This window comes from Sphingomonas sp. (genome assembly GCF_031426035.1).
In the GTDB taxonomy this organism is placed as follows: domain Bacteria; phylum Pseudomonadota; class Alphaproteobacteria; order Sphingomonadales; family Sphingomonadaceae; genus Sphingomicrobium.
Map to the genome: position 1 here is coordinate 1 of NZ_JANPKO010000003.1, position 18,734 is coordinate 18,734.

At 68.6% G+C, this 18,734-nt stretch carries 20 protein-coding genes, 1 tRNA gene and 1 pseudogene; 7 read left to right on the forward strand and 15 right to left on the reverse strand.

All coding sequences use genetic code 11. The features are described 5' to 3' along the window. From RMP08_RS00115 to RMP08_RS00130, 4 genes are all read right to left on the reverse strand, one after another. Positions 1 to 271, reverse strand: a 271-nt coding sequence (locus RMP08_RS00115) for a response regulator (protein WP_310466906.1), incomplete at its 3' end; no start/stop codon positions are given. After that, positions 265 to 2,961 carry a PAS domain S-box protein gene (locus RMP08_RS00120; RefSeq protein WP_310466907.1) on the reverse strand — a complete coding sequence of 899 codons (2,697 nt, stop codon included), beginning with the start codon at positions 2,959 to 2,961 and terminating at the stop codon, positions 265 to 267. The genes RMP08_RS00115 and RMP08_RS00120, both read right to left, overlap by 7 nt. Before the next feature lie 294 nt (positions 2,962 to 3,255). Then, positions 3,256 to 3,330, reverse strand: a tRNA-Val gene (locus RMP08_RS00125). A gap of 14 nt (positions 3,331 to 3,344) precedes the next feature. Continuing rightward, positions 3,345 to 4,124, reverse strand: a complete 780-nt coding sequence (locus tag RMP08_RS00130) for a transcriptional regulator (protein WP_310466908.1) — start codon at positions 4,122 to 4,124, stop codon at positions 3,345 to 3,347. A 134-nt stretch (positions 4,125 to 4,258) separates the two neighbouring features. On the opposite strand from RMP08_RS00130, the gene RMP08_RS00135 reads away from it, so the two are divergent. After that, positions 4,259 to 5,416 carry an MBL fold metallo-hydrolase gene (locus tag RMP08_RS00135; protein ID WP_310466909.1) on the forward strand — a complete coding sequence of 386 codons (1,158 nt, stop codon included), beginning with the start codon at positions 4,259 to 4,261 and terminating at the stop codon, positions 5,414 to 5,416. 22 nt (positions 5,417 to 5,438) lie between these two features. On the opposite strand, the gene cpdR is transcribed toward RMP08_RS00135, so the two are convergent. Next, positions 5,439 to 5,816, reverse strand: coding sequence for a cell cycle two-component system response regulator CpdR (gene cpdR / locus RMP08_RS00140; protein WP_310466941.1), 378 nt, complete (start codon positions 5,814 to 5,816; stop codon positions 5,439 to 5,441). A 108-nt stretch (positions 5,817 to 5,924) separates the two neighbouring features. Between cpdR and RMP08_RS00145 the strand changes: the two genes are divergently transcribed. Then, entirely contained in the window at positions 5,925 to 6,767 is an 843-nt protein-coding gene (locus tag RMP08_RS00145) for an N-formylglutamate amidohydrolase (protein WP_310466910.1), read from the forward strand. 175 nt (positions 6,768 to 6,942) lie between these two features. On the opposite strand, the gene RMP08_RS00150 is transcribed toward RMP08_RS00145, so the two are convergent. Beyond that, entirely contained in the window at positions 6,943 to 7,755 is an 813-nt protein-coding gene (locus tag RMP08_RS00150; RefSeq protein WP_310466911.1) for a SapC family protein, read from the reverse strand. Between the two features lie 226 nt (positions 7,756 to 7,981). On the opposite strand from RMP08_RS00150, the gene RMP08_RS00155 reads away from it, so the two are divergent. Both RMP08_RS00155 and RMP08_RS00160 read left to right on the forward strand, forming a co-directional pair. Then, entirely contained in the window at positions 7,982 to 8,410 is a 429-nt protein-coding gene (locus tag RMP08_RS00155) for a hypothetical protein (protein WP_310466912.1), read from the forward strand. Between the two features lie 403 nt (positions 8,411 to 8,813). Next, a complete protein-coding gene (locus tag RMP08_RS00160) occupies positions 8,814 to 10,223 on the forward strand; it encodes a DEAD/DEAH box helicase (RefSeq protein WP_310466913.1) in 1,410 nt (469 codons plus the stop codon). On the opposite strand, the gene tgt is transcribed toward RMP08_RS00160, so the two are convergent. Further along, positions 10,220 to 11,356, reverse strand: coding sequence for a tRNA guanosine(34) transglycosylase Tgt (tgt, locus tag RMP08_RS00165; protein WP_310466914.1), 1,137 nt, complete (start codon positions 11,354 to 11,356; stop codon positions 10,220 to 10,222). The genes RMP08_RS00160 and tgt overlap by 4 nt on opposite strands. Before the next feature lie 92 nt (positions 11,357 to 11,448). Here tgt and RMP08_RS00170 point away from each other — a divergent pair, with 92 nt between their 5' ends. Both RMP08_RS00170 and RMP08_RS00175 read left to right on the forward strand, forming a co-directional pair. After that, a complete protein-coding gene (locus RMP08_RS00170) occupies positions 11,449 to 11,865 on the forward strand; it encodes a hypothetical protein (protein ID WP_310466915.1) in 417 nt (138 codons plus the stop codon). Between the two features lie 41 nt (positions 11,866 to 11,906). After that, positions 11,907 to 12,662, forward strand: coding sequence for a TSUP family transporter (locus RMP08_RS00175; RefSeq protein ID WP_310466916.1), 756 nt, complete (start codon positions 11,907 to 11,909; stop codon positions 12,660 to 12,662). A gap of 15 nt (positions 12,663 to 12,677) precedes the next feature. Here the strand turns inward: RMP08_RS00175 and RMP08_RS00180 are convergent, their stop codons facing one another. The 8 genes and pseudogenes from RMP08_RS00180 to RMP08_RS00215 form a co-directional block, all read right to left on the reverse strand. Further along, positions 12,678 to 12,902, reverse strand: coding sequence for a hypothetical protein (locus RMP08_RS00180; RefSeq protein WP_310466917.1), 225 nt, complete (start codon positions 12,900 to 12,902; stop codon positions 12,678 to 12,680). Between the two features lie 138 nt (positions 12,903 to 13,040). Beyond that, positions 13,041 to 14,072 (reverse strand): tRNA preQ1(34) S-adenosylmethionine ribosyltransferase-isomerase QueA, encoded by a 1,032-nt coding sequence (queA, locus tag RMP08_RS00185; RefSeq protein WP_310466919.1) that lies wholly within the window; start codon positions 14,070 to 14,072, stop codon positions 13,041 to 13,043. Continuing rightward, positions 14,072 to 14,818, reverse strand: coding sequence for a peptidylprolyl isomerase (locus RMP08_RS00190; protein ID WP_310466921.1), 747 nt, complete (start codon positions 14,816 to 14,818; stop codon positions 14,072 to 14,074). Before RMP08_RS00190 ends, queA begins: the two co-directional genes overlap by 1 nt. Positions 14,819 to 14,880: 62 nt before the next feature. Continuing rightward, entirely contained in the window at positions 14,881 to 15,390 is a 510-nt protein-coding gene (gene coaD / locus RMP08_RS00195) for a pantetheine-phosphate adenylyltransferase (protein ID WP_310466922.1), read from the reverse strand. A 1-nt stretch (position 15,391) separates the two neighbouring features. Further along, the gene (locus RMP08_RS00200; protein ID WP_310466923.1) at positions 15,392 to 16,306 is read right to left on the reverse strand and encodes a farnesyl diphosphate synthase; all 915 of its coding nucleotides are present in this window, start codon (positions 16,304 to 16,306) and stop codon (positions 15,392 to 15,394) included. Then, on the reverse strand, positions 16,296 to 16,541 hold the full coding sequence (locus tag RMP08_RS00205) for an exodeoxyribonuclease VII small subunit (RefSeq protein ID WP_310466924.1): 246 nt from the start codon (positions 16,539 to 16,541) through the stop codon (positions 16,296 to 16,298). Before RMP08_RS00205 ends, RMP08_RS00200 begins: the two co-directional genes overlap by 11 nt. Before the next feature lie 54 nt (positions 16,542 to 16,595). Further along, positions 16,596 to 17,272, reverse strand: a pseudogene (locus tag RMP08_RS00210) (cell cycle transcriptional regulator TrcR). Between the two features lie 118 nt (positions 17,273 to 17,390). After that, a complete protein-coding gene (locus RMP08_RS00215) occupies positions 17,391 to 18,362 on the reverse strand; it encodes an NAD(P)H-quinone oxidoreductase (protein ID WP_310466942.1) in 972 nt (323 codons plus the stop codon). A gap of 25 nt (positions 18,363 to 18,387) precedes the next feature. Here RMP08_RS00215 and RMP08_RS00220 point away from each other — a divergent pair, with 25 nt between their 5' ends. Then, positions 18,388 to 18,636 carry a DUF1192 domain-containing protein gene (locus RMP08_RS00220; RefSeq protein ID WP_310466925.1) on the forward strand — a complete coding sequence of 83 codons (249 nt, stop codon included), beginning with the start codon at positions 18,388 to 18,390 and terminating at the stop codon, positions 18,634 to 18,636. Positions 18,637 to 18,734: the final 98 nt, after the last annotated feature.

The window sequence follows — 18,734 nt, forward strand, 5'->3', positions numbered from 1 at the left end:
GGATCACTGTCGGGATGGTCTTGAGGCTCTCGTCGCCGCGGATGTGCTTGAGCACTTCGCGGCCGTCCTTCCGCGGCAAATTGAGATCGAGCAGGATCAGGTCGGGCCGCGGCGCGCCGGCATATTCTCCCTGCTGCGCGAGAAAGGCGAGCGCCTCGACGCCGTCGATTGCGACATGCAGCTTGACCGCGCTGTTGGCGCTGCGAAACGCCTCCTGCGTCAGGCGCACGTCGCCGGGGCTGTCTTCGACCAGCAGGACGTTCGTCAACATGGCTGTTTGCTTTCCTGAAGGTCGCCGAGCGAGAAGGTGAAGGTCGATCCCGCGCCGGGCGCCGAGCTGACCGAGATTTCGCCGCCATGGCGGTCGATGATCTTCTTGCAGATCGCGAGGCCGATCCCGGTGCCGGAGAATTGCTCGCGCGTGTGGAGCCGCTGGAACATCCCGAAAATGCGATCGAAATATTCCGGATCGATGCCGAGCCCGTTGTCCTTGACTGAAAACACCAGGGGCTTGTCGCGGCCGGCGCGGTGCGCCGAGACATGCACCTGGGGCGTGGCGTCCTTGTTGTATTTAATCGCGTTGCCGACGAGGTTCTGGAACAGCTGGACCAATTGCATCTGGTCGGCGCGCACCATCGGCAGCGAATCCGAAGTGATCACCGCGCCGCTCTCGGTAATCGCCCCGCTGAGATTGACCAGCGCGCGGTCGAGCGCCTTCTGGCTCGAGACGCGGGCCAGCTCGATGCGGTTGGTCCCGACCCGCGAATAAGCCAGCAGGTCCTGGATCAGCCGTTTCATGCGGCTCGCCCCGTCGACCGCGAAGCCGATGAATTCGTCGGCGTCGCTGTCGAGCTTGCCGACATAGCGCTTGGCGAGCAGCTGGGTGTAGCTCGACACCATCCGCAGCGGCTCCTGTAAATCGTGCGACGCGATGTAAGCGAACTGGCTGAGCTCCTCGTTGGAACGATTGAGCTCGTCGATCTTCTTGATCAGGTCGGCCTCGGCCGCCTTGCGCACGCTGAGGTCGCGGATCGCGGTGGTGACGAGGATGCCGTCGCTGCTTTCGAGCGGGCTGAGCATCAGCTCGATCGGGAATTCGCCACCGTCCTTGCGCAGCGCGATGAGCTCGATGCCGGTGCCGATCTGCTGTGCCAGCGCTTCTTCCGCCGAGCGCAATTTGTCGGCGATCAGCCGCGCCGCGAAGCCGACCGGGATGATGTCGGTGACCTTGCGCCCGATCAGTTCGTCACGGCTGTAGCCGAACTGCTTTTCGGCCTGCACGTTGAGCAGCACGATTTCGCCGCTCGGGTTGACCACCACCATCGGGTCGGGCGCCGCCTCGAGCAGCCCGCGATAGCGTTGCTCGGCGCGCTTCATCAGTTCTTCGGCGGCCTTGCGCTTGCTGATGTCGCGGATCGCCGCGGTGACCAGGATTCCTTCCGGGCTGTCGAGCGGGCTGAGCATGATCTCGATCGGGAACTCGCCGCCGTCCTTGCGCAGCGCGACGAGCTCGATGCCGGTGCCGATCTGCTGCGCCAGCGCTTCCTCCGCCGAGCGCAGGCCGTCCGCGATCAGCCGCTCGGCGAACCCTTCGGGGATGATGTTGGTGACCGGCTGGCCGATCAGTTCGTCGCGGGTGTAGCCGAGCTGCTTCTCGGCCTGGACGTTGAGCAGCACGATCTCGCCCAGTTCGTTGACCACGATCATCGCGTCGGGCGCCGCCTCGAGCAGCCCGCGGTAGCGCCGTTCCGTGCGCGCCAGCTCCTCCTCCGCCGCCTTGCGGATGCTGATGTCGCGGATCGCCGCGGTGACTAGCATGCCGTCGGCGCTCTCGAGCGGGCTGAGCATGATTTCGATCGGGAATTCGCTGCCGTCGCTGCGCCGCCCGGTCAGCTCGATCCCGGTGCCGATCTGCTGCGCCAGCGCCTCGGCCGAGGTGCGGCTGCCGTCGGCGATCAGCCGCTCGGCGAACCCGGTAGGGATGATGTCGGTTACCTTGCGCCCGATCAATTCGTCACGGGGGTAGCCGAATTGCTTCTCCGCCTGGACGTTGAGCAGCACGATCTCGCCGCTCTGGCTGACCACCACCATGGCGTCGGGCGCGGCTTCGAGCAGGCCGCGGTAGCGCTCCTCGGCGCGCTTCATCAATTCCTCGGCGGCCTTGCGCGTGCTGATGTCACGGATCGCCGCGGTGACCAGCACGCCCTCGCTGCTGCGCAGCGGGCTGAGCATGATCTCGATCGGGAACTCGCCGCCGTCCTTGCGCAGCGCGACCAGTTCGATGCCGGTGCCGATGCGCTGCGCCAGCGCTTCCTCGGCCGAGCGCAGACCATCGGCGATCAGCCGCTCGGCGAACCCCTCGGGAATGATATTGGTGACGCGCTGCCCGATCAGTTCGTCGCGGCGGTAGCCAAGCTGCTTTTCGGCCTGGACGTTGAGCAGCACGATCTCGCCCCGCTCGTCGACTACGATCATCGCGTCGGGGGCGGCCTCAAGCAGCCCGCGGTAGCGCCGCTCGGTGCGCGCCAGTTCGTCCTCGGCTGCCTTGCGGATCGAAATATCGCGGATCGCCGCGGTGACCAGCATGCCGTCGGGGCTGTCGAGCGGACTGAGCATGATCTCGATCGGAAATTCGCCGCCGTCCTTGCGCAACGCGACGAGCTCGATTCCGGTGCCCATGTTCTGCGCGAGCGCTTCGGCCGACGAGCGGCTGCCGTCGGCGATGATGCGCTCGGCGAAACCAGTCGGGATGATGTCGGTGACCTTGCGCCCGATCAATTCGTCGCGCGGGTAGCCGAACTGCTTTTCCGCCTGGACGTTGACGAGGACGATTTCGCCGCCCTCATCGACCACTACCATGGCGTCGGGCGCGGCCTCGAGCAGCCCGCGGTACCTCGCTTCCGACCGTGCCAGCTGCGCTTCCGGCGCGCTGCTCATTCCGGCCGATTTGATCGCGATCATGTTCAAACTGAGTTCCCAGGCCGGCAAGCGGGAGGAAACGGCGTCTCTCAGTTACCCGCGCGCTTGCGGCCAAAGCGGGCAATCCTTTCGCGTTACCGGCCAGCCGATAATAAGATACTGCCACTACGTTCATTACGGACGAGAAATGGCCGGCCTGCGCTTTTCCGCTGTCCGGCGAACGGCCTATCCAAATGCGCGGCGCGGATTACATCCAGAATGGATTTTCTTCGCGGGGGGAGAATGCGCGCTGCGGCCACCGGCGCGGCTGGCGTCCTGCATCACAGGCGGGAAAAATGGTGGGCGTGGCAAGGATTGAACTTGCGACCCCTGCGATGTCAACACAGTGCTCTACCACTGAGCTACACGCCCACTCGGAGGCGCATTTAGCCGCGCCCCCGTCCCCGTGCAACCCGCCCGCCGGCACCGTTGCGTTCGGGCGGCACGGTCTCGGCCATCGCGTCGAGCGCGGCGGCGACCCCGGCCGGCACCTGGCCCGGCGCAGCGCTCGCCATCGCCGACCACAGCACCGCGCCGTCGGCGGCGTGCACTGCCAACCCGAGCGTCGGCGCTCCGTCCCACAGCACCAGCCTGGCGACCAGCCGCGGCTCGTCCCCTGCGCTTGGCTGCGATCGGACGGCATAGCCGCGCCGGCTGAGCTCGGTGACCAGCAGCTCGCCGGTGGCGCGGGCCAGCGGTTCGTAGGCGGCGTCCCCGGTGGCGTTGACCACCGGCGCGACGATCAACGGCTGGGCGGAGGGCGCGGCCCGCCCGGCCAGCCACAGCGCGGCGGCCGCAATGACCACAATTGCCAGCACCGCCAAGCACCGCCGCACTGCGCTCGTAGCGGGCGGTGCCTCGACCAACGGCCCCACCCCGCGCAGCCGGTAGCCGCGCTTGGGCACGGTTTCGATCAGCCGCGGCGCGCGCGGGTCGTCGCCGAGCGCCCGGCGCAACTGGCCGATCACCACCGACACGCTGTTCTCGCTCAGTCGCCGCCCGCCCCACACCTCGGCGATCAGCGTCTCGCGCGACACGATGCCGCCGTCCGCCCGGCACAGCAGCTCCAGCGTGCGCGCGGCGCGATGCTCGAGCCGGCGCTGCTCGCTTTGTGCGCTGAGCTCGCCGCCCTCGGGCTCGAACGTCCATTTGCCGATGCGATACATGCGCGCTCCCCTCGCCCTGATCGCGTGATAGCGGGGCCGCGCCTAGCATCCGTCATTTTTCTTTAGTGAAACTTGAATTGCCGCCGCCGCGCCGCGCGCTTCAGGCTGGCATGAACGAAGAGGGGACCCAGCGCATGACCACATCCTTCACGCCGCGCGTGGCGGGCGCGGCCCTCGCCGCGCTACTCGCTCTGACCTCTGCCTGCTCGGTCCCCGCAACCCCGCCCGCGCCCGCCGAACGCCCGCTCGCCGACGGCCGCCTGATGTCACCCGAGCCAGTCGCCCTCAATGTCTGGTACATGCGCCAGCCGCCGCGCACCTGGTCGGCGGTGATCGGCAACGTCGGCATCGTCGAGCAGTCCGACGGCGTGGTGCTGATCGACAGCGGCGGCTCGATTCCCGACGGCCGCGAGATCGTCGCCGCGGTCGCCCGCCTGACCGCCAAGCCGATCAAGGCGGTGGTCGTCACTCACTGGCACAACGACCACCCGCTTGGCCTGCCCGCCATCCTCGAGAAATTCCCCCGCGCGCGCATCATTGCCACCACCGCCACAGCGCGCTTGATGGCCGATCCCGAAGTGCTCGGCGTCGGCGTCGGCGCGCCTGACCCCGAGCGGCGGAAGCAACGCGCTGGTGCCGCGGCCGAGCGCAGCGCCGGCTATCGCCAGCGCGCGCAAGATCCGTCTTTGCCCGAGGCGGTCCGCGGTGAATATGCCGCCGAGGCCAAGTGGGTGATGACCCGCGTCCAGCGCCAGGACGGCAATTACGTCGTCGTCCCCAGCGAAACCTTCACGTCCACGCTGCTGATCGACGATCCCGTTGCCCCGGTCCAGCTGCTGTTCCTCGGCCGCGCCAATACCAAGGGCGACGCTTTTGCCTGGCTGCCGCGCCAGAAGGTGATGATGACCGGCGACGCGGTGGTCCTCCCCACCCCCTACGGTTTCGTCGGCCCGATCGCCCCGTGGCTCGCCACGATCGAGCGCCTGCAGCGTTATGATTTCAAGCTGCTGATTCCCGGCCACGGCACGGTCCAGCGCGACCGCGCGTATCTGGCGACGCTGACCTGGTCGATGGAGGATATCCGCTGCCAGGCCGCTGGGCTCGCCAGAACCGTGTCGACCCCCGAGCAAGCTCTCGCCCGGTTCGACCGCAGCGAGCACATCCGCCGCTTCAAGGCCGACAATCAATGGAAGCGTGAGTGGCTCGACGGCTATTGGCTCGACGGCATGGTCGAAACCGCGTTCAAGCAGGCGAAAGGCATCACGCTCGAGCAACGGCCCGACGGCGGCTGACGCTCACCAGCCGGCCAACGCCCTACAGCCGCCCGTGCTGGTCCTCGGTCTGGAAGATGCGGTCGACCTCGGCCACCAGGTCTTTCAAATGGAACGGCTTGGACAGCAATTTGGCCTCGGGCGCGGTGCGTCCGCCCTGCAGCGCGACGGCGGCGAAGCCGGTGATGAACATGACGCGGATCGCGGGATCGATCGCCGACGCCTTCTGGGCCAGCTCGATGCCGTCCATCTCGGGCATCACGATGTCGGTCAGCAGCAAATCGAAGCGACCTGCCTCGAGCAACGGCATCGCCTCGGTGCCGCAGCCGACCGCCTCGACCTCGTAGCCGACCCGCTGCAACGCGCGCTGCAGATACTCGCGCATCGACGTGTCGTCTTCTGCCAGCAGGATTTTCGCCATCACGCCCTTGTATGCGCGCAACATTTAACATTTTCCAGCCGAACTATTGGTTAATCGGCGCGCAAATGGGACAGGTCGCGCGTTGACCGGCGATGACCCCGCCCTAAGGTGCGCGCCTTGCCTTGCGAAATCCTCCCTCCCCCGCTCGTCCACCGCGCCCGCGGCGGGCTGCCGGTGCTGCTGTCGGTGCCCCACGCCGGGCGCGATTATCCGGCGTGGCTGGTCGCGCTCGCCAACGGCGGCCGCGCCTCGCTCGAGCCGCTCGAGGATCCGCTGGTCGACCGCCTCGCCGCGCCGGCGATCACGGCCGGAATCGCCGCGGTGGTTGCGCGCACCCCGCGCGCGGCGATCGACTGCAACCGCGGCGAGGATGAAATCGACCCGCTGGTGGTTGCCGGCAGCGGCGCGCGGCGCACCAGCGCGCGCGCCCGCGGCGGGCTCGGCATTGTCCCCGGCCGCACCGCCGCTCACGGCACCTTGTGGCGCCACCCGATCACCCGGCGCCAGCTCGACGAGCGCATCGCGCAAGCGCACCGCCCCTATCACGCGGCGATCGCGGCGGAGCTTGAGGCGCTCGCCAACCGCTTCGGCGGCGCCATATTGCTCGATTGCCATTCGATGCCCCCGCCCCCGCCCGGCGGCCATCAGGTGATCCTCGGCGACCGTTACGGGCGCAGCGCGGCGGGGTGGGTGACCTCGCAGGCGATGAGGATCGTGTCCGCGGCGGGCTTCACCGTCGGGGTCAACGACCCCTTCGCGGGCGGGCATATCGTCGAGCGCCACGGCGCGCCGGGCCGCGATGTCCACGCGCTGCAGGTCGAGCTCGACCGGCGGATCTACCTCGGTAGCGACAGCCACGCGTTCGACCGCGTCGCCGCGCTGCTCCACACGCTCGCAGAGAACCTCAGCCGCCAGCTGCTCGATCGCCAGCTGCCCGCGGCCGCCGAATAAAAAACGGCCGCCCCGGGTTGCCGGGACGGCCGAGTTCAGGGGAACGCACCACAGGGTGCGCCGCCACCGCGCAGCCCGAGAAGGGGGGACAGGGGCCGCCCGGCGGTGTCCAGTCTAGATAGGCGGGCGCCGCGCCGGTTCAATATCGCCAAACGGTCGGCTTATCGCGCAAGCGTCACGCTTCGGCGGTCTCGGCCGGCGCCTTGGTCGGCTGCGCCTGCTGGGCCGGGACCGGGCCCTTGCCCTGGGCGACCTGGCGCGCGAACACGTCGCGGATCTGCGACAGCGAGAACAAATGCGCGAAGATCAGGGCGAGCATGCCGTTCTGGTTCATCTTCCTCAGCTCGTCGCCGCGCAGCTCGCGCAATTTCTCTTCGTCGATCATCTGGAAGCCGCGGTAGACGAACGGCTGTTCGGCGCCCTGCGGCTGGATCGCCACTTCGCCGTCCATCAGCAGGCCCGACTTGGTCAGCTCGGCCATGAACGCGGCGGTGCGCTGGCCGGCGGTCTCGAACTGTTCGCAGAACTGCAGGATGGCCTTGGTCGCCTCGCTCGGCTGGTCGCCGTCGAACAGCGCCTCGCCCTCTGAGAAATCGCCGATCACCCCCGAATTGGGGTCGAAGCACAGCGACAGTTCGTCGCTGTCGGGGCGTATGCGGGCGAGCAGGAACGGGTAACGCCGCAGATAAGCGGGGATGTACAGCTCGGGGTCGCGCGGCAGGCCGTTTTCGTCAAGGAATGCATTGGTCCCCTCGTTGAGCCCCATCAAGGCCAACGGGATCGGATTGTCGCCAAGGGAGAAGACGATCGGGTAGGAGCGCTGGAGCAGCCCGAATTCGTCGACCGTGACCGGGAAGGCGTGGGTGGCGCCGATCATCGGCGCCTGGTTGAGGCGGCGGATGTGCATCTTGCCATGCTGGGTCGCGTTGAGCGGCTCGAGCGCGGTGTAGAACAACGGCAAGGACTGGTTCGGCGCGGCTGTCGCCATGGGGGAAGGTCTCCTGGGGTCGGGCCCGGACACCGCGAACGAGCGCGCGCATCGAGCCGCTAGAATAAAGCGCCCCGCCCTCTAGGCACCCAAGCCCCGAAGCGCAAGCCGAGACGTCCGCGCGCGCGACAGCCCGCCCGCGCCGCGCGACGCCTTCCCCGCAGGCACAATTCATGGCGTGTTCAACCCTTGACTGCGAAGCCGGCGCCAGCATGGTGCCATCCAAGTGACAATCGCGACCTTCATCGCTTTGCTTCCGGCGTTGCTCGGCATCGCCGGGGCGGAGCCGGCCGAGGAGCGCGTGCGCACGCTCGTCGTCCAGGACCAGATCCTGATCCGGGTGCCGGTGCGGCCAAGGCAGCTGCCGACGCCGCTGCAATGGGTCGAGCGCAAGGGACCAAAATGCATTGCCTCGAGCGCCATCCGCGGGGCGACCTTGTCGGGCCCCGAACAAGTCGATTTCCTGCTGTTCGACCGGCGCCGGGTGCGGGCGCGGCTCGACAATAATTGCCCGGCGCTCGACTTCTACGCCGGCTTCTACCTCAACCCCGACGATCAGCGAATCTGCGCCGGCCGCGACGCCATTCGCTCGCGCATCGGGGGCAGTTGCATGATCGACCGCTTCCGTGAATTGGTGCCCAGGCTCAAGCGCTGACGGCACCCCCCCGAGGCCGCTCGGCGGCGGCACCGGCGGGCCCCTCGCCGCCACACAAAAGGGGCCGGGCGCAGCGCGCTAGCTCCAAGCGTTAAAAAATGGTATAAGCGACCCATGCTAAGGGTTTGTTGGATCGTTGGTCACCACAGATCCAAGACGAAGGTCCGGCATGACCCGGTCTTTGCCTGGCGGAGTGAGTGCAAGTATTGCGGCGAGCCGATGGTTAGGCTGGCGCACCATAAATGGTGCCTCGAAAGCGACATTCCGCCGGAATCGAGGGTCGTCAATTCCCACTGACCGGGTTGCCGCCAAGCTAGTTTCCTTGACAATCGCGCGCACGCGGGCTTAGCCGCACAGGTGCGGCAGCGACTGTTGCGCTGCCCCTCTTTTTTCCGGATTTTGCATGTCTTTCGCCGATCTCGGCCTTTCCGACGAATTGCTGCGGGCAGTTGCCGACAGCGGCTATGGGGAGCCGACCCCGATCCAAAAGGGCGCCATCCCCGCGGTCCTGATGGGCAAGGATCTGGTCGGCATCGCCCAGACCGGCACCGGCAAGACCGCCGGTTTCGTGCTCCCGATGATCGACATCCTCGCCCAGGGCCGGGCCCGCGCCAGGATGCCGCGCTCGCTGATCCTCGAGCCGACCCGCGAGCTGGCCGCGCAGGTCGCCGAGAATTTCGAGAAATACGGCAAGTATCACAAGCTCTCGATGGTGCTGCTGATCGGCGGCGTGCAGATGGGCGACCAGGTCAAAGCGCTGGAAAAGGGCGTCGACGTGCTGATCGCCACCCCGGGCCGGCTGATGGACTTGTTCGGGCGCGGCAAGATCATGCTCAACGACTGCAAGCTGCTGGTCATCGACGAGGCCGACCGCATGCTCGACATGGGCTTCATCCCCGACATCGAGGAGATCTGCACCAAGCTGCCGCGCGACCGCCAGACCTTGCTGTTCTCGGCGACCATGCCGCCGCCGATCCAGAAGCTCGCGGCGAAGTTCTTGAGCGACCCCAAGCAGGTCGAGGTGGCGCGCCCGGCGACCGCCAACATCAATATCGAGCAGCGGCTGGTCGAAGTCCGCGGCGACAAGAAGAAGGACGCGCTGCGCGACATCTTGCGCGCCGCCGAGTTCAAGAACGCGATCATCTTCTGCAACCGCAAGACCACCGTGCGCGAGCTGACCACCAGCCTCAAGCGCGCCAAAATCTCGGTCGGGCAGATCCAGGGCGACATGGACCAGTCGAGCCGGATCGCCGAGTTCGACCGCTTCAAGGCGGGCGAGATCAACGTGCTGGTGGCGTCCGACGTCGCAGCGCGCGGGCTCGACGTCAAAGGCGTCAGCCATGTCATCAATTTCGACGTGCCGTGGCAGCCCGACGACTACATCCACCGCATCGGCCGCACCGGGCGCGCGGGGATGAGCGGCATCGCGATCACGCTGGCGACGCGCGAGGACGCCGAAGCGGTCGCCGCGATCGAGAAATTGACCGGCATGAAGATTGCCCGGGTCAGCAGCACGGTCGATGCCGCCGCGGCTGAACCGGCCGAGGCACCGCGAGAGAAGGCCGAGCCAAGGCCGCGCGGCCGCACGCCGGCGCCGGCGCCGGCGCCGGCGCGCGCTGACGCCCCCCCGCGCGAGCGCGAACAGGCGCCCGAGCGAGCAGCCGAACCGCGCCGCGAACCGCGCGAGCGGGCACGTCCCGAGCGCGTGACCGCCGCGCGGGAACCCGAGCCGGCCGCCGCGCCGGTCGCCGAAGACGCCGACGAAGCGTGGAACGGCCCGCTCCCCAGCTTCCTCTCCAGAAGCGCGGGTTAGCCGGCGCTCGCAGCCTGCCGGTAGCGCTCGAGGAACTGCTGCGCGTGGGCGGCGAAGCGTTGGCCCGCGATGGCGTCGCGCAGGCCCCCCATCAGGCGCTGGTAGAACCACAGATTATGCTCGGTCATCAGCATCGAGCCGAGGATTTCGCCCGACTTCACCAAGTGGTGGACGTAGGCGCGCTCGAAGCTTGAGCAAGCGGGACATGGGCAGCCGGATTCGATCGGATCGCGCTCCTCGGCAAAACGCGCGTTGCGCAAGTTGAGCGGGCCGTCGGCGGTGAACGCCTGGCCGGTGCGCCCCGAGCGGGTCGGCAGCACGCAGTCGAACATGTCGATCCCGCGCCGCACCGCCTCGACGATGTCGTCGGGCTTGCCGACGCCCATCAGATAGCGTGGTTTGTCTTCGGGAAGCTGGCCCGGCGCATAATCGAGGCAGGCCAGCATCGCCTCCTGGCCTTCGCCGACCGCCAGCCCCCCGACCGCGTAACCGTCGAAGCCGATGTCGATCAGCGCGTCGGCCGAGGTCTTGCGCAGGCCTTCATCGAGCGCGCCCTGCTGGATGCCGAACAAAGCGGCGCGTGCGGCATGCTCCTTGCCGCCGTCGAACGCCGCTCGCGACCGCTTTGCCCAGCGCATCGAGCGCTCCATCGCCGCCGCCTGCTGGTCCACGCTCGACGTGGTAGGAACCAGTTCGTCGAACGCCATCACGATGTCGGCGCCGAGCAGCCGCTGGACCTCGACCGAGCGCTCGGGGCTGAGCATGTGGCGGGTGCCGTCGAGGTGGCTTTTGAACGACACGCCCTCCTCGCTGACCTTGGCGAGGTCGGCCAGGCTCATCACCTGGTAGCCGCCGCTGTCGGTCAGGATCGGGCCGTCCCAGCCCATGAATGTGTGCAGCCCGCTGAGCCTGGCGACGCGCTCGGCGCCGGGGCGCAACATCAGATGATAGGTGTTGCCGAGGATGATGTCGGCGCCCGAGGCGCACACTTCGCTCGGCCGCATCGCCTTGACCGTAGCCGCGGTGCCGACCGGCATGAACGCCGGGGTGCGGATGGTGCCGCGCTGCATGGCGATCGATCCCGTGCGCGCGGCGCCGTCGCTGGCGGCGATGGTGAAGGCGAAGCGGGTCATGCCGCGGCGTCCTAGCGGGCGGAGACTTGCCTCGCACCCGATAAGTTGCTCGACTGGCCGCCGCCGAATCTCTGGGAGTAGGGGGATACGCAATGCGTACATTCGCGCACGTGCTGGTGGTGTTGATCGCGGCGGGTGCGGCGCCGGCCCCCGCCAAGCAACCGTGTCCCGACCGCAAGCCCGGCGACGCCTATCCGTGGAGCATCCAGCAGCAGATGTCGGGCGACCAGTGGGCCAAGATGAACATCGACGTCGATGCCAAAGGCCAGGTCACCGACTGCCGGGTGATCGCCAGCAATGTCGATGCCGAAACCCGCTTTTTCATGTGCCGCGCGATCCGCCACGGCTTCGAGCCCGACCCGCCAGCGGAGGGCGCCGCCCCCGGGCCACGCACGGTGCAAACCTCGCTCGTGATGCCCGGGCGGCAGCGCCGCCGCGCCGAGGAAGCCGCGCGCAAGCGTTTTTTCCGCGACAATCCGCACGAGCGCTCGGAATGCTATCCGCGGTGAGCGGGGTTGGAGGCGCCCGCGGCCTTGCCTAAGGCGCGCGGATGATCGAGCCGTGGGTCTATCCCATCCTCACCGCGACCGCCGTGCTGACCGGCTTCATCGACGCGATCGCGGGGGGCGGCGGGTTGATCATGATGCCGGCCTTGCTGTTCGCCGGGGTGCCGCCGGTGCAGGCGCTCGGCACCAACAAATTGCAGTCGGTGTTCGGCACCTTCGTCGCGATGTCGAACTATGCGCGTGGCGGCCTGATCGAATGGCGGCGCAATGCGCTGACGGTGGTGATCGTGTTCATCGGCGCGGCAGGAGGCGCGCTGGTGGTGCAGGCGATCGACACGCGGTGGCTCAACCTGATCATCCCGGTGCTGCTGACGGGGGCCGCGATCTACATCCTGGTGTCGCCGCGAATGACCGACGACGACGCCCACCACCGCGTGACCTCGGCCGGCTATGCCCCGCTGGGTGGCGCGATCGGCTTCTATGACGGCTTTTTCGGCCCAGCGACCGGGACCTTCTTCACCACCAGCCTGGTGGCGTTGCGCGGCTACGGCCTGACCAAGGCCACCGCGCTGACCAAATTGTTCAACTTCACCAGCAATGTCGCGAGCGTGCTGCTGTTCGCGTTCGGCGGCCAGATGCTGTGGCTGCTCGGCCTGAGCATGGCGGCCGGGGCGATGCTCGGCGGCTGGCTCGGCAGCCGTACCGCGATGCGCTTCGGCGCGCGGCTCATACGCCCGCTGCTGGTGGTCATCTCGCTCGGCATGACCGCGCGGCTGCTGTGGAGCTACTTCAGCGGCTGAGGGGCCGCCGGCGAACTACCACAGGGGGCGTGACGGGCGGAACTTCTCGCGGGTCACTTCGCCAGTGATGACCTTGCTGCGGAGCAAGCTGCGCATGCGCTCGGCACCCGTGCTGCTCATGCACACCAGGCGCACGCCGCCGCTCGGCAATGGCTCAATGGCGGAGACGCCGATGTCGGCGGTGCGGCAGCGGTCGAGCACCGCGCTCTCGCTCATCGCGAGGTTCATCGCGCGGCTCATCGGGCGCGGCGCGGGAAAAAGGCGGCTGAGGTCATCGGGAACTCCTGCTCGGCGAGCGGGAGGGGTCTCCCGATCGGATGCAACGCAAAAATCGGGTGTGCAGGCAGCCTAGCCGATAAAGCGCGGTGGCGCCACTTGTTACTTGGCGGGGAGCAGCAGGCAGGCGTCGCCGTAGCTGTAAAAGCGGTAGCCGCGGGCGATGGCGTGGGCATAAGCGGCCTTCATCTCGTCGAGCCCGACCAGCGCCGAAACCAGCATGAACAGGGTCGAGCGCGGGAGATGAAAATTGGTCAGCAGACCGTCGACCGCCTTGAAGCGGTAGCCGGGCGTGATGAAGATCGCGGTGTCGCCTTCGAACGGGGCGATCTCGCCGTCGTCGCCCGCCGCGCTTTCGATCAGACGCAGCGAGGTGGTGCCGACCGCGATCAGCCGGCCGTCGGCGGCGCGCGCGGCGTTGAGGCGGGCCGCGGTGGCGGCATCGATGCGCCCCCATTCGGCATGCATGCGGTGCTCGTTGACGGTTTCCGCCTTGACCGGGAGGAAAGTCCCGGCGCCGACGTGCAGCGTCAGCGTCTCGCGCTGGACCCCGCGGTGGTCGAGCGCGGCGATCAGGCGGTCGGTGAAATGGAGTGCGGCGGTCGGCGCCGCAACCGCGCCTTCCTCGCGCGCGAACATCGTCTGGTAATCGGCGCGGTCCTCATCGTCGGTCGGGCGCTTCGACGAGATGTACGGCGGGAGCGGCATCCGTCCGGCCCGCTCGAGCAGCCGGTCCACCGGCTCGTCCCCGTGAAAATGCAGCAGCACGGCGCCGTCGCCGGTCTTGTCGGCGACCGATGCCGCGACATTCTCGCCGAAATCGATGCGGTCGCCGGGCTTGAGCCGGCGCGCGTTACGGACGAACGCCCACCACCCGCGCGGTCCCTCGCGCTTGTGCAGGGTGGCGCCGATGCGGGCGTCTCCGCGCTGGCCCTCGAGCTGGGCGGGGATGACCTTAGTGTCGTTGAACACCAGAACGTCACCGGGCTCGAGCAAACCGGGCAGGTCGAGGATGTGACGGTCGGCGAGCGTACCGGCGTCGACCGACAGCAGGCGCGCGGAATCGCGCGGCCGGGCGGGCCTCAGCGCAATGCGGTCGGGGGGCAGGTCGAAATCGAAAAGATCGACGCGCATCAGCCGCCGCTGGGGGCCGCCGGTGAGGGCTCGGGCGCCGGCGTCGCGGGCTCGGGCACCGCTGGCGCGGGCTCGGACGCTGCTGGCGCGGGGGCGCCCGGTGCGGGCTCGGCGGCGGGCGCGGCCGAGGCCGGCTGCGCCGTTGCTGCAACCGGCATCGGTGGCGGCGTATCGCCGATCGTCGCCCGGACGATGCGGGTCGGCTCGGCCGGGGGTTCGCCGACCGCGATCGCATCGACCGCCGCCATGCCTTCGATCACCCGCCCGAACACGGTGTACTTGTGGTCGAGCGAGATGCGCGGGGCGTACATGATGTAGAATTGGCTGTTGGCGCTGTCCGGCGCCTCGGTGCGCGCCGCCGCGACCGTCCCGCGCAGGTGGGGCAAAGCGTTGAACTCGGCCTTGAGGTCGGGCAGCGGCGAGTCGCCGTCGCCCTTGCCGGTTGGATCGCCGCCCTGTGCCATGAAGCCCGGGATGACGCGGTGGAACGGGGTGCCGGTGTAGAACCCCTGGCCGACCAAGGTGCGGATGCGCTCGACGTGCGCCGGGGCGGCGTCGGGACGAAGCTGGATGACGACCTTGCCGCCGGTCGACAATTCGAGCGTCAGGCGGTTGGCGGGATCGGCGGCGATCGCCGGGGGCGCTATGATGGTCAGCGGCGCGGGCGGCGCGGGCGCCGGCGGCGGGTCCTTCGCGGCAACCAGAGCAAGGCTCAGAAACGGCAACGCGAACAACGCCCTGGACATCGGTAACAACCCTCCCGGTAATGCGGCGCCCGCCTAACCCTGCGGCTGCGACAGCGCCAGCCTTAACTCGCCTGGGCGAGGTGGCGGGCGACGTCGCGGGCGACCGCCGGAGTGACGAACTTGTCGATCGCGCCGCCATAGCGGGCGATTTCTTTCACCAGCCTTGACGCGATCGGCTGGAGCGACACGTCGGCCATCAGGAACACGGTCTCGATGCGGTCATTGAGCTGCTGGTTCATGCCCGCCATCTGATACTCATATTCGAAGTCGGCGACCGCGCGCAGGCCGCGCAGGATAAGCGAAGCGCCTTCGCGCTCGGCAAAGTCCATCAACAGCGAGTTGAAATCGACCACCGTGACGTCGCCCGGCACGTCGGCGATTTCGCGCTTCACCATCTCCAGCCGCTCGGCGACGGTGAACATCGGCTCCTTGGCAGGGTTGGTGGTGACCCCGACCACCAGGCGGTCGACGAGGTGCGCCCCGCGGCGGATGATGTCGAGGTGGCCGAGCGTGATCGGGTCGAAGGTGCCGGGGTAGACCCCGATCCGCACCGGCTTGTGGGTATCCGCCATATCAGTGGTTCCGTTCTACCGCGAAGCGGGCGATGGCGCGCAGCAGGTCGGCTTCGGCGCCATGGCCGCCGAGATGTTCGACCGCCTGGTCGACCAGCATCAGCGCCTGCTGCCGCGCCCGCTCGGCGCCGAGCAGCGAGACGAACGTCGCCTTGCCCGCCTCGGCGTCCTTGCCGATGCGCTTGCCCGCGGTCCCGGCATCTCCGCAATGGTCGATGAGGTCGTCGGTGATCTGGAACGCCAGGCCGATGTTGCGGGCATAGCCGCGGTACGGGGTACGGGCCTCGAACGGCAGGCGGGCGATGATGCACGGCGCCTCGACCGCATATTCGATCAACGCGCCGGTCTTGAGCTGCTGCAGGCGGGTCACCGCGGTGAGGTCGAGCGGCTCGCCCTCGGCCATCAGGTCCATCATTTGCCCGCCGGCCATCCCCGCCGGGCCCGACGCCCGCGCCAGCTCGAGCACCAGCTCGGAGCGCACGAAGGGGTCCTCGACCGTGTCGGGGTCGGCCAATATCTCGAACGCCAGCGCGTGGAGGCTGTCCCCGGCGAGCACCGCGGTTGCCTCGCCAAACGCCTTGTGCACGGTCGGCTTGCCGCGGCGCAAATCGTCGTCGTCCATGCACGGCAGGTCATCGTGGATCAGCGAGTAGACGTGGATCGCCTCGATCGCCGACCCGGCACGCAGCGCGCGTGTCCGGTCGATGCCGAACAATTGCGCGGCAGCGACGGCGAGCAACGGGCGCAACCTCTTGCCGCCGCCGACCGCGGCATGGCGCATCGCCGCGTAGAGCGGGTCGCGGCTGTCCCCCGGGGGCGCGAGCAGGCGGGTGAACAGGGCGTCGACCTCCGCACCGATGCGGTCGGCCTCGGCTTCCACCGCGAGCCCGGCGCGGTCGATCGTGTCAACCGGCATCGAACGGGGTGACGCCGGCCGGCTTGCCGTCTGCGCCGAACGCGATCTGCTCGATGCGCGCCTGGGCCGCTTTCAGCCGCGCCTCGCAGTGGCGCTTGAGGCGGTCGCCCTCCTGGTACAGCTCGATCGACTGGTCGAGCGGCGCTTCGCCCTTTTCGAGCGTGCGGACGATTTCCTCAAGACGCTTGAGCGCGTCCTCGAAACTCAGCTCGGTGGCCGGGGTGGTGGCGTCCATGGCCGACAGCAATGGCCTCGGCGGGCCGCTTTATCAAGCGCCCACCCGACCGATTCAGGCGCGCTTGAACGGGTCGCGGATGCCGGGGACGATCTCGTCGACCGGCCCTTCCTCGGCCAGGGTCAGCGCCGCTTCGGCGTCGCGCACGTGCTGCTCGCGCTCGGCACGCAGCTCCTCGATCAGCGCCTGGCGATCGCCCTCGAGGCGGGTGTCGGTCGGCGCCAGGGTGCCCGCCGCCTTCTGCGCCTTGATCACCGCCGCATCGAGCTCGCGCTGGGTGGTCAGGCCCAGCGTGACGGGGTCCTTGGGCTGGATGTTGGCCATGTTCCAGTGGCTGCGGTCGCGGATCGCGGCGATGGTCGTGCGGGTCGTGCCGATCAGCCGGCTGATCTGGCCGTCGGTGACCTCGGGGTGGTTGCGAATGATCCAGTAGATGCCGTCGGGCTTGTCCTGGCGCTTGCTGACCGGGGTGTAGCGCGGGCCGCGGGTGCGGCGCACCTGGTCGGGCTCCTTGTGCATCTGCAGGCGATACTCGGGATCGGCCTGGCCCTTCTCGATTTCCTCGTGAGTCAGCTCGCCCGCGCGCAGCGGGTCGCGCCCGGTCAGCTTCGTCGCACGGTGTCGTCGGCGATCGCCTGCACCTCGAGAATGTGCAACCCGCAGAATTCGGCGATTTGCTCGAACGTCAGCGAGGTTTCCTCGACCAGCCACGAAGCGGTCGCATGAGGCATCAGGGGCTGGGCCACGAAAAGTCTCCGGTTCAAAAATGAATAGGGCCGCCCCTTGCGGAGCGGCCTGATTGCCCGGCGGCTTACTCCCAGGCGGGGCCGGGAGCACGGCGCGATTGGGTTAGCGGGAGACCTCGAGCACGATCTTGCCGACATGCTCGCCCGATTCCATCAAGCGGTGGGCATCCGCCGCCTGGTCGAGGGGGAAGACGCGGTCGATCACCGGTTTCAGGCGCCCGCCTTCGACATAGGGCCACACCGTGCGCGCAATTTCGTCGGCGACCATCGTCTTGAACTCGACGGTGCGCGGCCTGAGCGTCGAGCCGGTCAGCGTCAGCCGGCGGCGCATGACGTCGGGGATGGCGATTTCCGCCGCGGAGCCGCGCTGGAAGGCGATCGACACGTGGCGGCCGTCGTCGGCGAGCGCGGCGAGGTTGCGCGGGAGGTAATCGCCGCCGACCATGTCGAGCACCACCGCCACCCCGCGCCCGCTGGTCAGCCGCTTGGTTTCCTCGACGAAATCATGCGTCTGGTAATTGATCGCTGCGGCGGCCCCGATTTCCAGCGCCCGCGCGCATTTGTCGTCCGAGCCGCAGGTTACGATCACGGTCAGCCCGAACAGATTGCCGAGCGCGATTGCCATCGTCCCGATGCCGCTGGTGCCGCCGTGGACCAGCACGGCGTCGCCGTCGGCCGCGAAGCCGCGCTCGAACAGGTTGATCCACACCGTGAACAGGGTCTCGGGCAGCGCCGCCGCCTCGCTCATCCGCAGCACCGGCGGGACCGGCAGGCAGGTGCCGGCGGGGGCGACGCAATAATGCGCGTAGCCGCCGCCCGCGACCAGTGCGCACACCATCTGCCCGAGCAGCGCCGGTTCGCCGGCGACCACCGTCCCGGCAAGCTCGAGCCCGAGCACCGCGGTCGCGCCGGGCGGCGGCGCGTAGAGCCCCATTCGCTGCAGCACGTCGGGGCGGTTGACGCCGGCCGCGGCGACCTCGATCAGCACTTCGCCCGGGCCCGGCCGCGGCACCGGCCGCTCGACCACGGCCAGCACCTCGGGCCCGCCCGGAGCGGACGCCTCGATTGCCTGCATGGTGGTGGGGATGGCCGCGGTCACGTTGGCGCCGCTTATTGACAGCGCGCGCGGGCCGGTCAACGATTTCACCGCCATGGACCTCGACGACCTGTTTTCGGACAAGCCCAAGGATCCGCTGACCGAGGTCACCAAGCAGGACCTCGGGCCGCTGTCGATCGACGAGCTGCACGCGCGAATCGCCACCCTCAAGGAGGAAATCGCGCGGGTCGAGGCGCATATCGACGACGCCTCGCGCCACCGCTCGATCGCCGAGGACCTGTTCAAGCGATGAACCGACGCGGCGGCCCGCCGATCAGGCCTTGATTGGCGGGCTCAGGCGTATGACATTGGGAACTGGGCCCGCCAGTCCCGGTGCGGGCATGGAGTCCT

What these genes read in the sequence shown, in the direction of transcription:
- RMP08_RS00120 (WP_310466907.1), bottom strand. Translation starts at nt 2,961, where the DNA reads ATGATCGCGATCAAATCGGCCGGAATGAGCAGCGCGCCGGAAGCGCAG.
- RMP08_RS00130 (WP_310466908.1), bottom strand. Translation starts at nt 4,124, where the DNA reads ATGTATCGCATCGGCAAATGGACGTTCGAGCCCGAGGGCGGCGAGCTC.
- RMP08_RS00135 (WP_310466909.1), top strand. Translation starts at nt 4,259, where the DNA reads ATGACCACATCCTTCACGCCGCGCGTGGCGGGCGCGGCCCTCGCCGCG.
- cpdR (WP_310466941.1), bottom strand. Translation starts at nt 5,816, where the DNA reads ATGGCGAAAATCCTGCTGGCAGAAGACGACACGTCGATGCGCGAGTAT.
- RMP08_RS00150 (WP_310466911.1), bottom strand. Translation starts at nt 7,755, where the DNA reads ATGGCGACAGCCGCGCCGAACCAGTCCTTGCCGTTGTTCTACACCGCG.
- RMP08_RS00160 (WP_310466913.1), top strand. Translation starts at nt 8,814, where the DNA reads ATGTCTTTCGCCGATCTCGGCCTTTCCGACGAATTGCTGCGGGCAGTT.
- tgt (WP_310466914.1), bottom strand. Translation starts at nt 11,356, where the DNA reads ATGACCCGCTTCGCCTTCACCATCGCCGCCAGCGACGGCGCCGCGCGC.
- RMP08_RS00170 (WP_310466915.1), top strand. Translation starts at nt 11,449, where the DNA reads ATGCGTACATTCGCGCACGTGCTGGTGGTGTTGATCGCGGCGGGTGCG.
- RMP08_RS00175 (WP_310466916.1), top strand. Translation starts at nt 11,907, where the DNA reads ATGATCGAGCCGTGGGTCTATCCCATCCTCACCGCGACCGCCGTGCTG.
- RMP08_RS00180 (WP_310466917.1), bottom strand. Translation starts at nt 12,902, where the DNA reads ATGAGCCGCGCGATGAACCTCGCGATGAGCGAGAGCGCGGTGCTCGAC.
- queA (WP_310466919.1), bottom strand. Translation starts at nt 14,072, where the DNA reads ATGCGCGTCGATCTTTTCGATTTCGACCTGCCCCCCGACCGCATTGCG.
- RMP08_RS00190 (WP_310466921.1), bottom strand. Translation starts at nt 14,818, where the DNA reads ATGTCCAGGGCGTTGTTCGCGTTGCCGTTTCTGAGCCTTGCTCTGGTT.
- coaD (WP_310466922.1), bottom strand. Translation starts at nt 15,390, where the DNA reads ATGGCGGATACCCACAAGCCGGTGCGGATCGGGGTCTACCCCGGCACC.
- RMP08_RS00200 (WP_310466923.1), bottom strand. Translation starts at nt 16,306, where the DNA reads ATGCCGGTTGACACGATCGACCGCGCCGGGCTCGCGGTGGAAGCCGAG.
- RMP08_RS00205 (WP_310466924.1), bottom strand. Translation starts at nt 16,541, where the DNA reads ATGGACGCCACCACCCCGGCCACCGAGCTGAGTTTCGAGGACGCGCTC.
- RMP08_RS00215 (WP_310466942.1), bottom strand. Translation starts at nt 18,362, where the DNA reads ATGCAGGCAATCGAGGCGTCCGCTCCGGGCGGGCCCGAGGTGCTGGCC.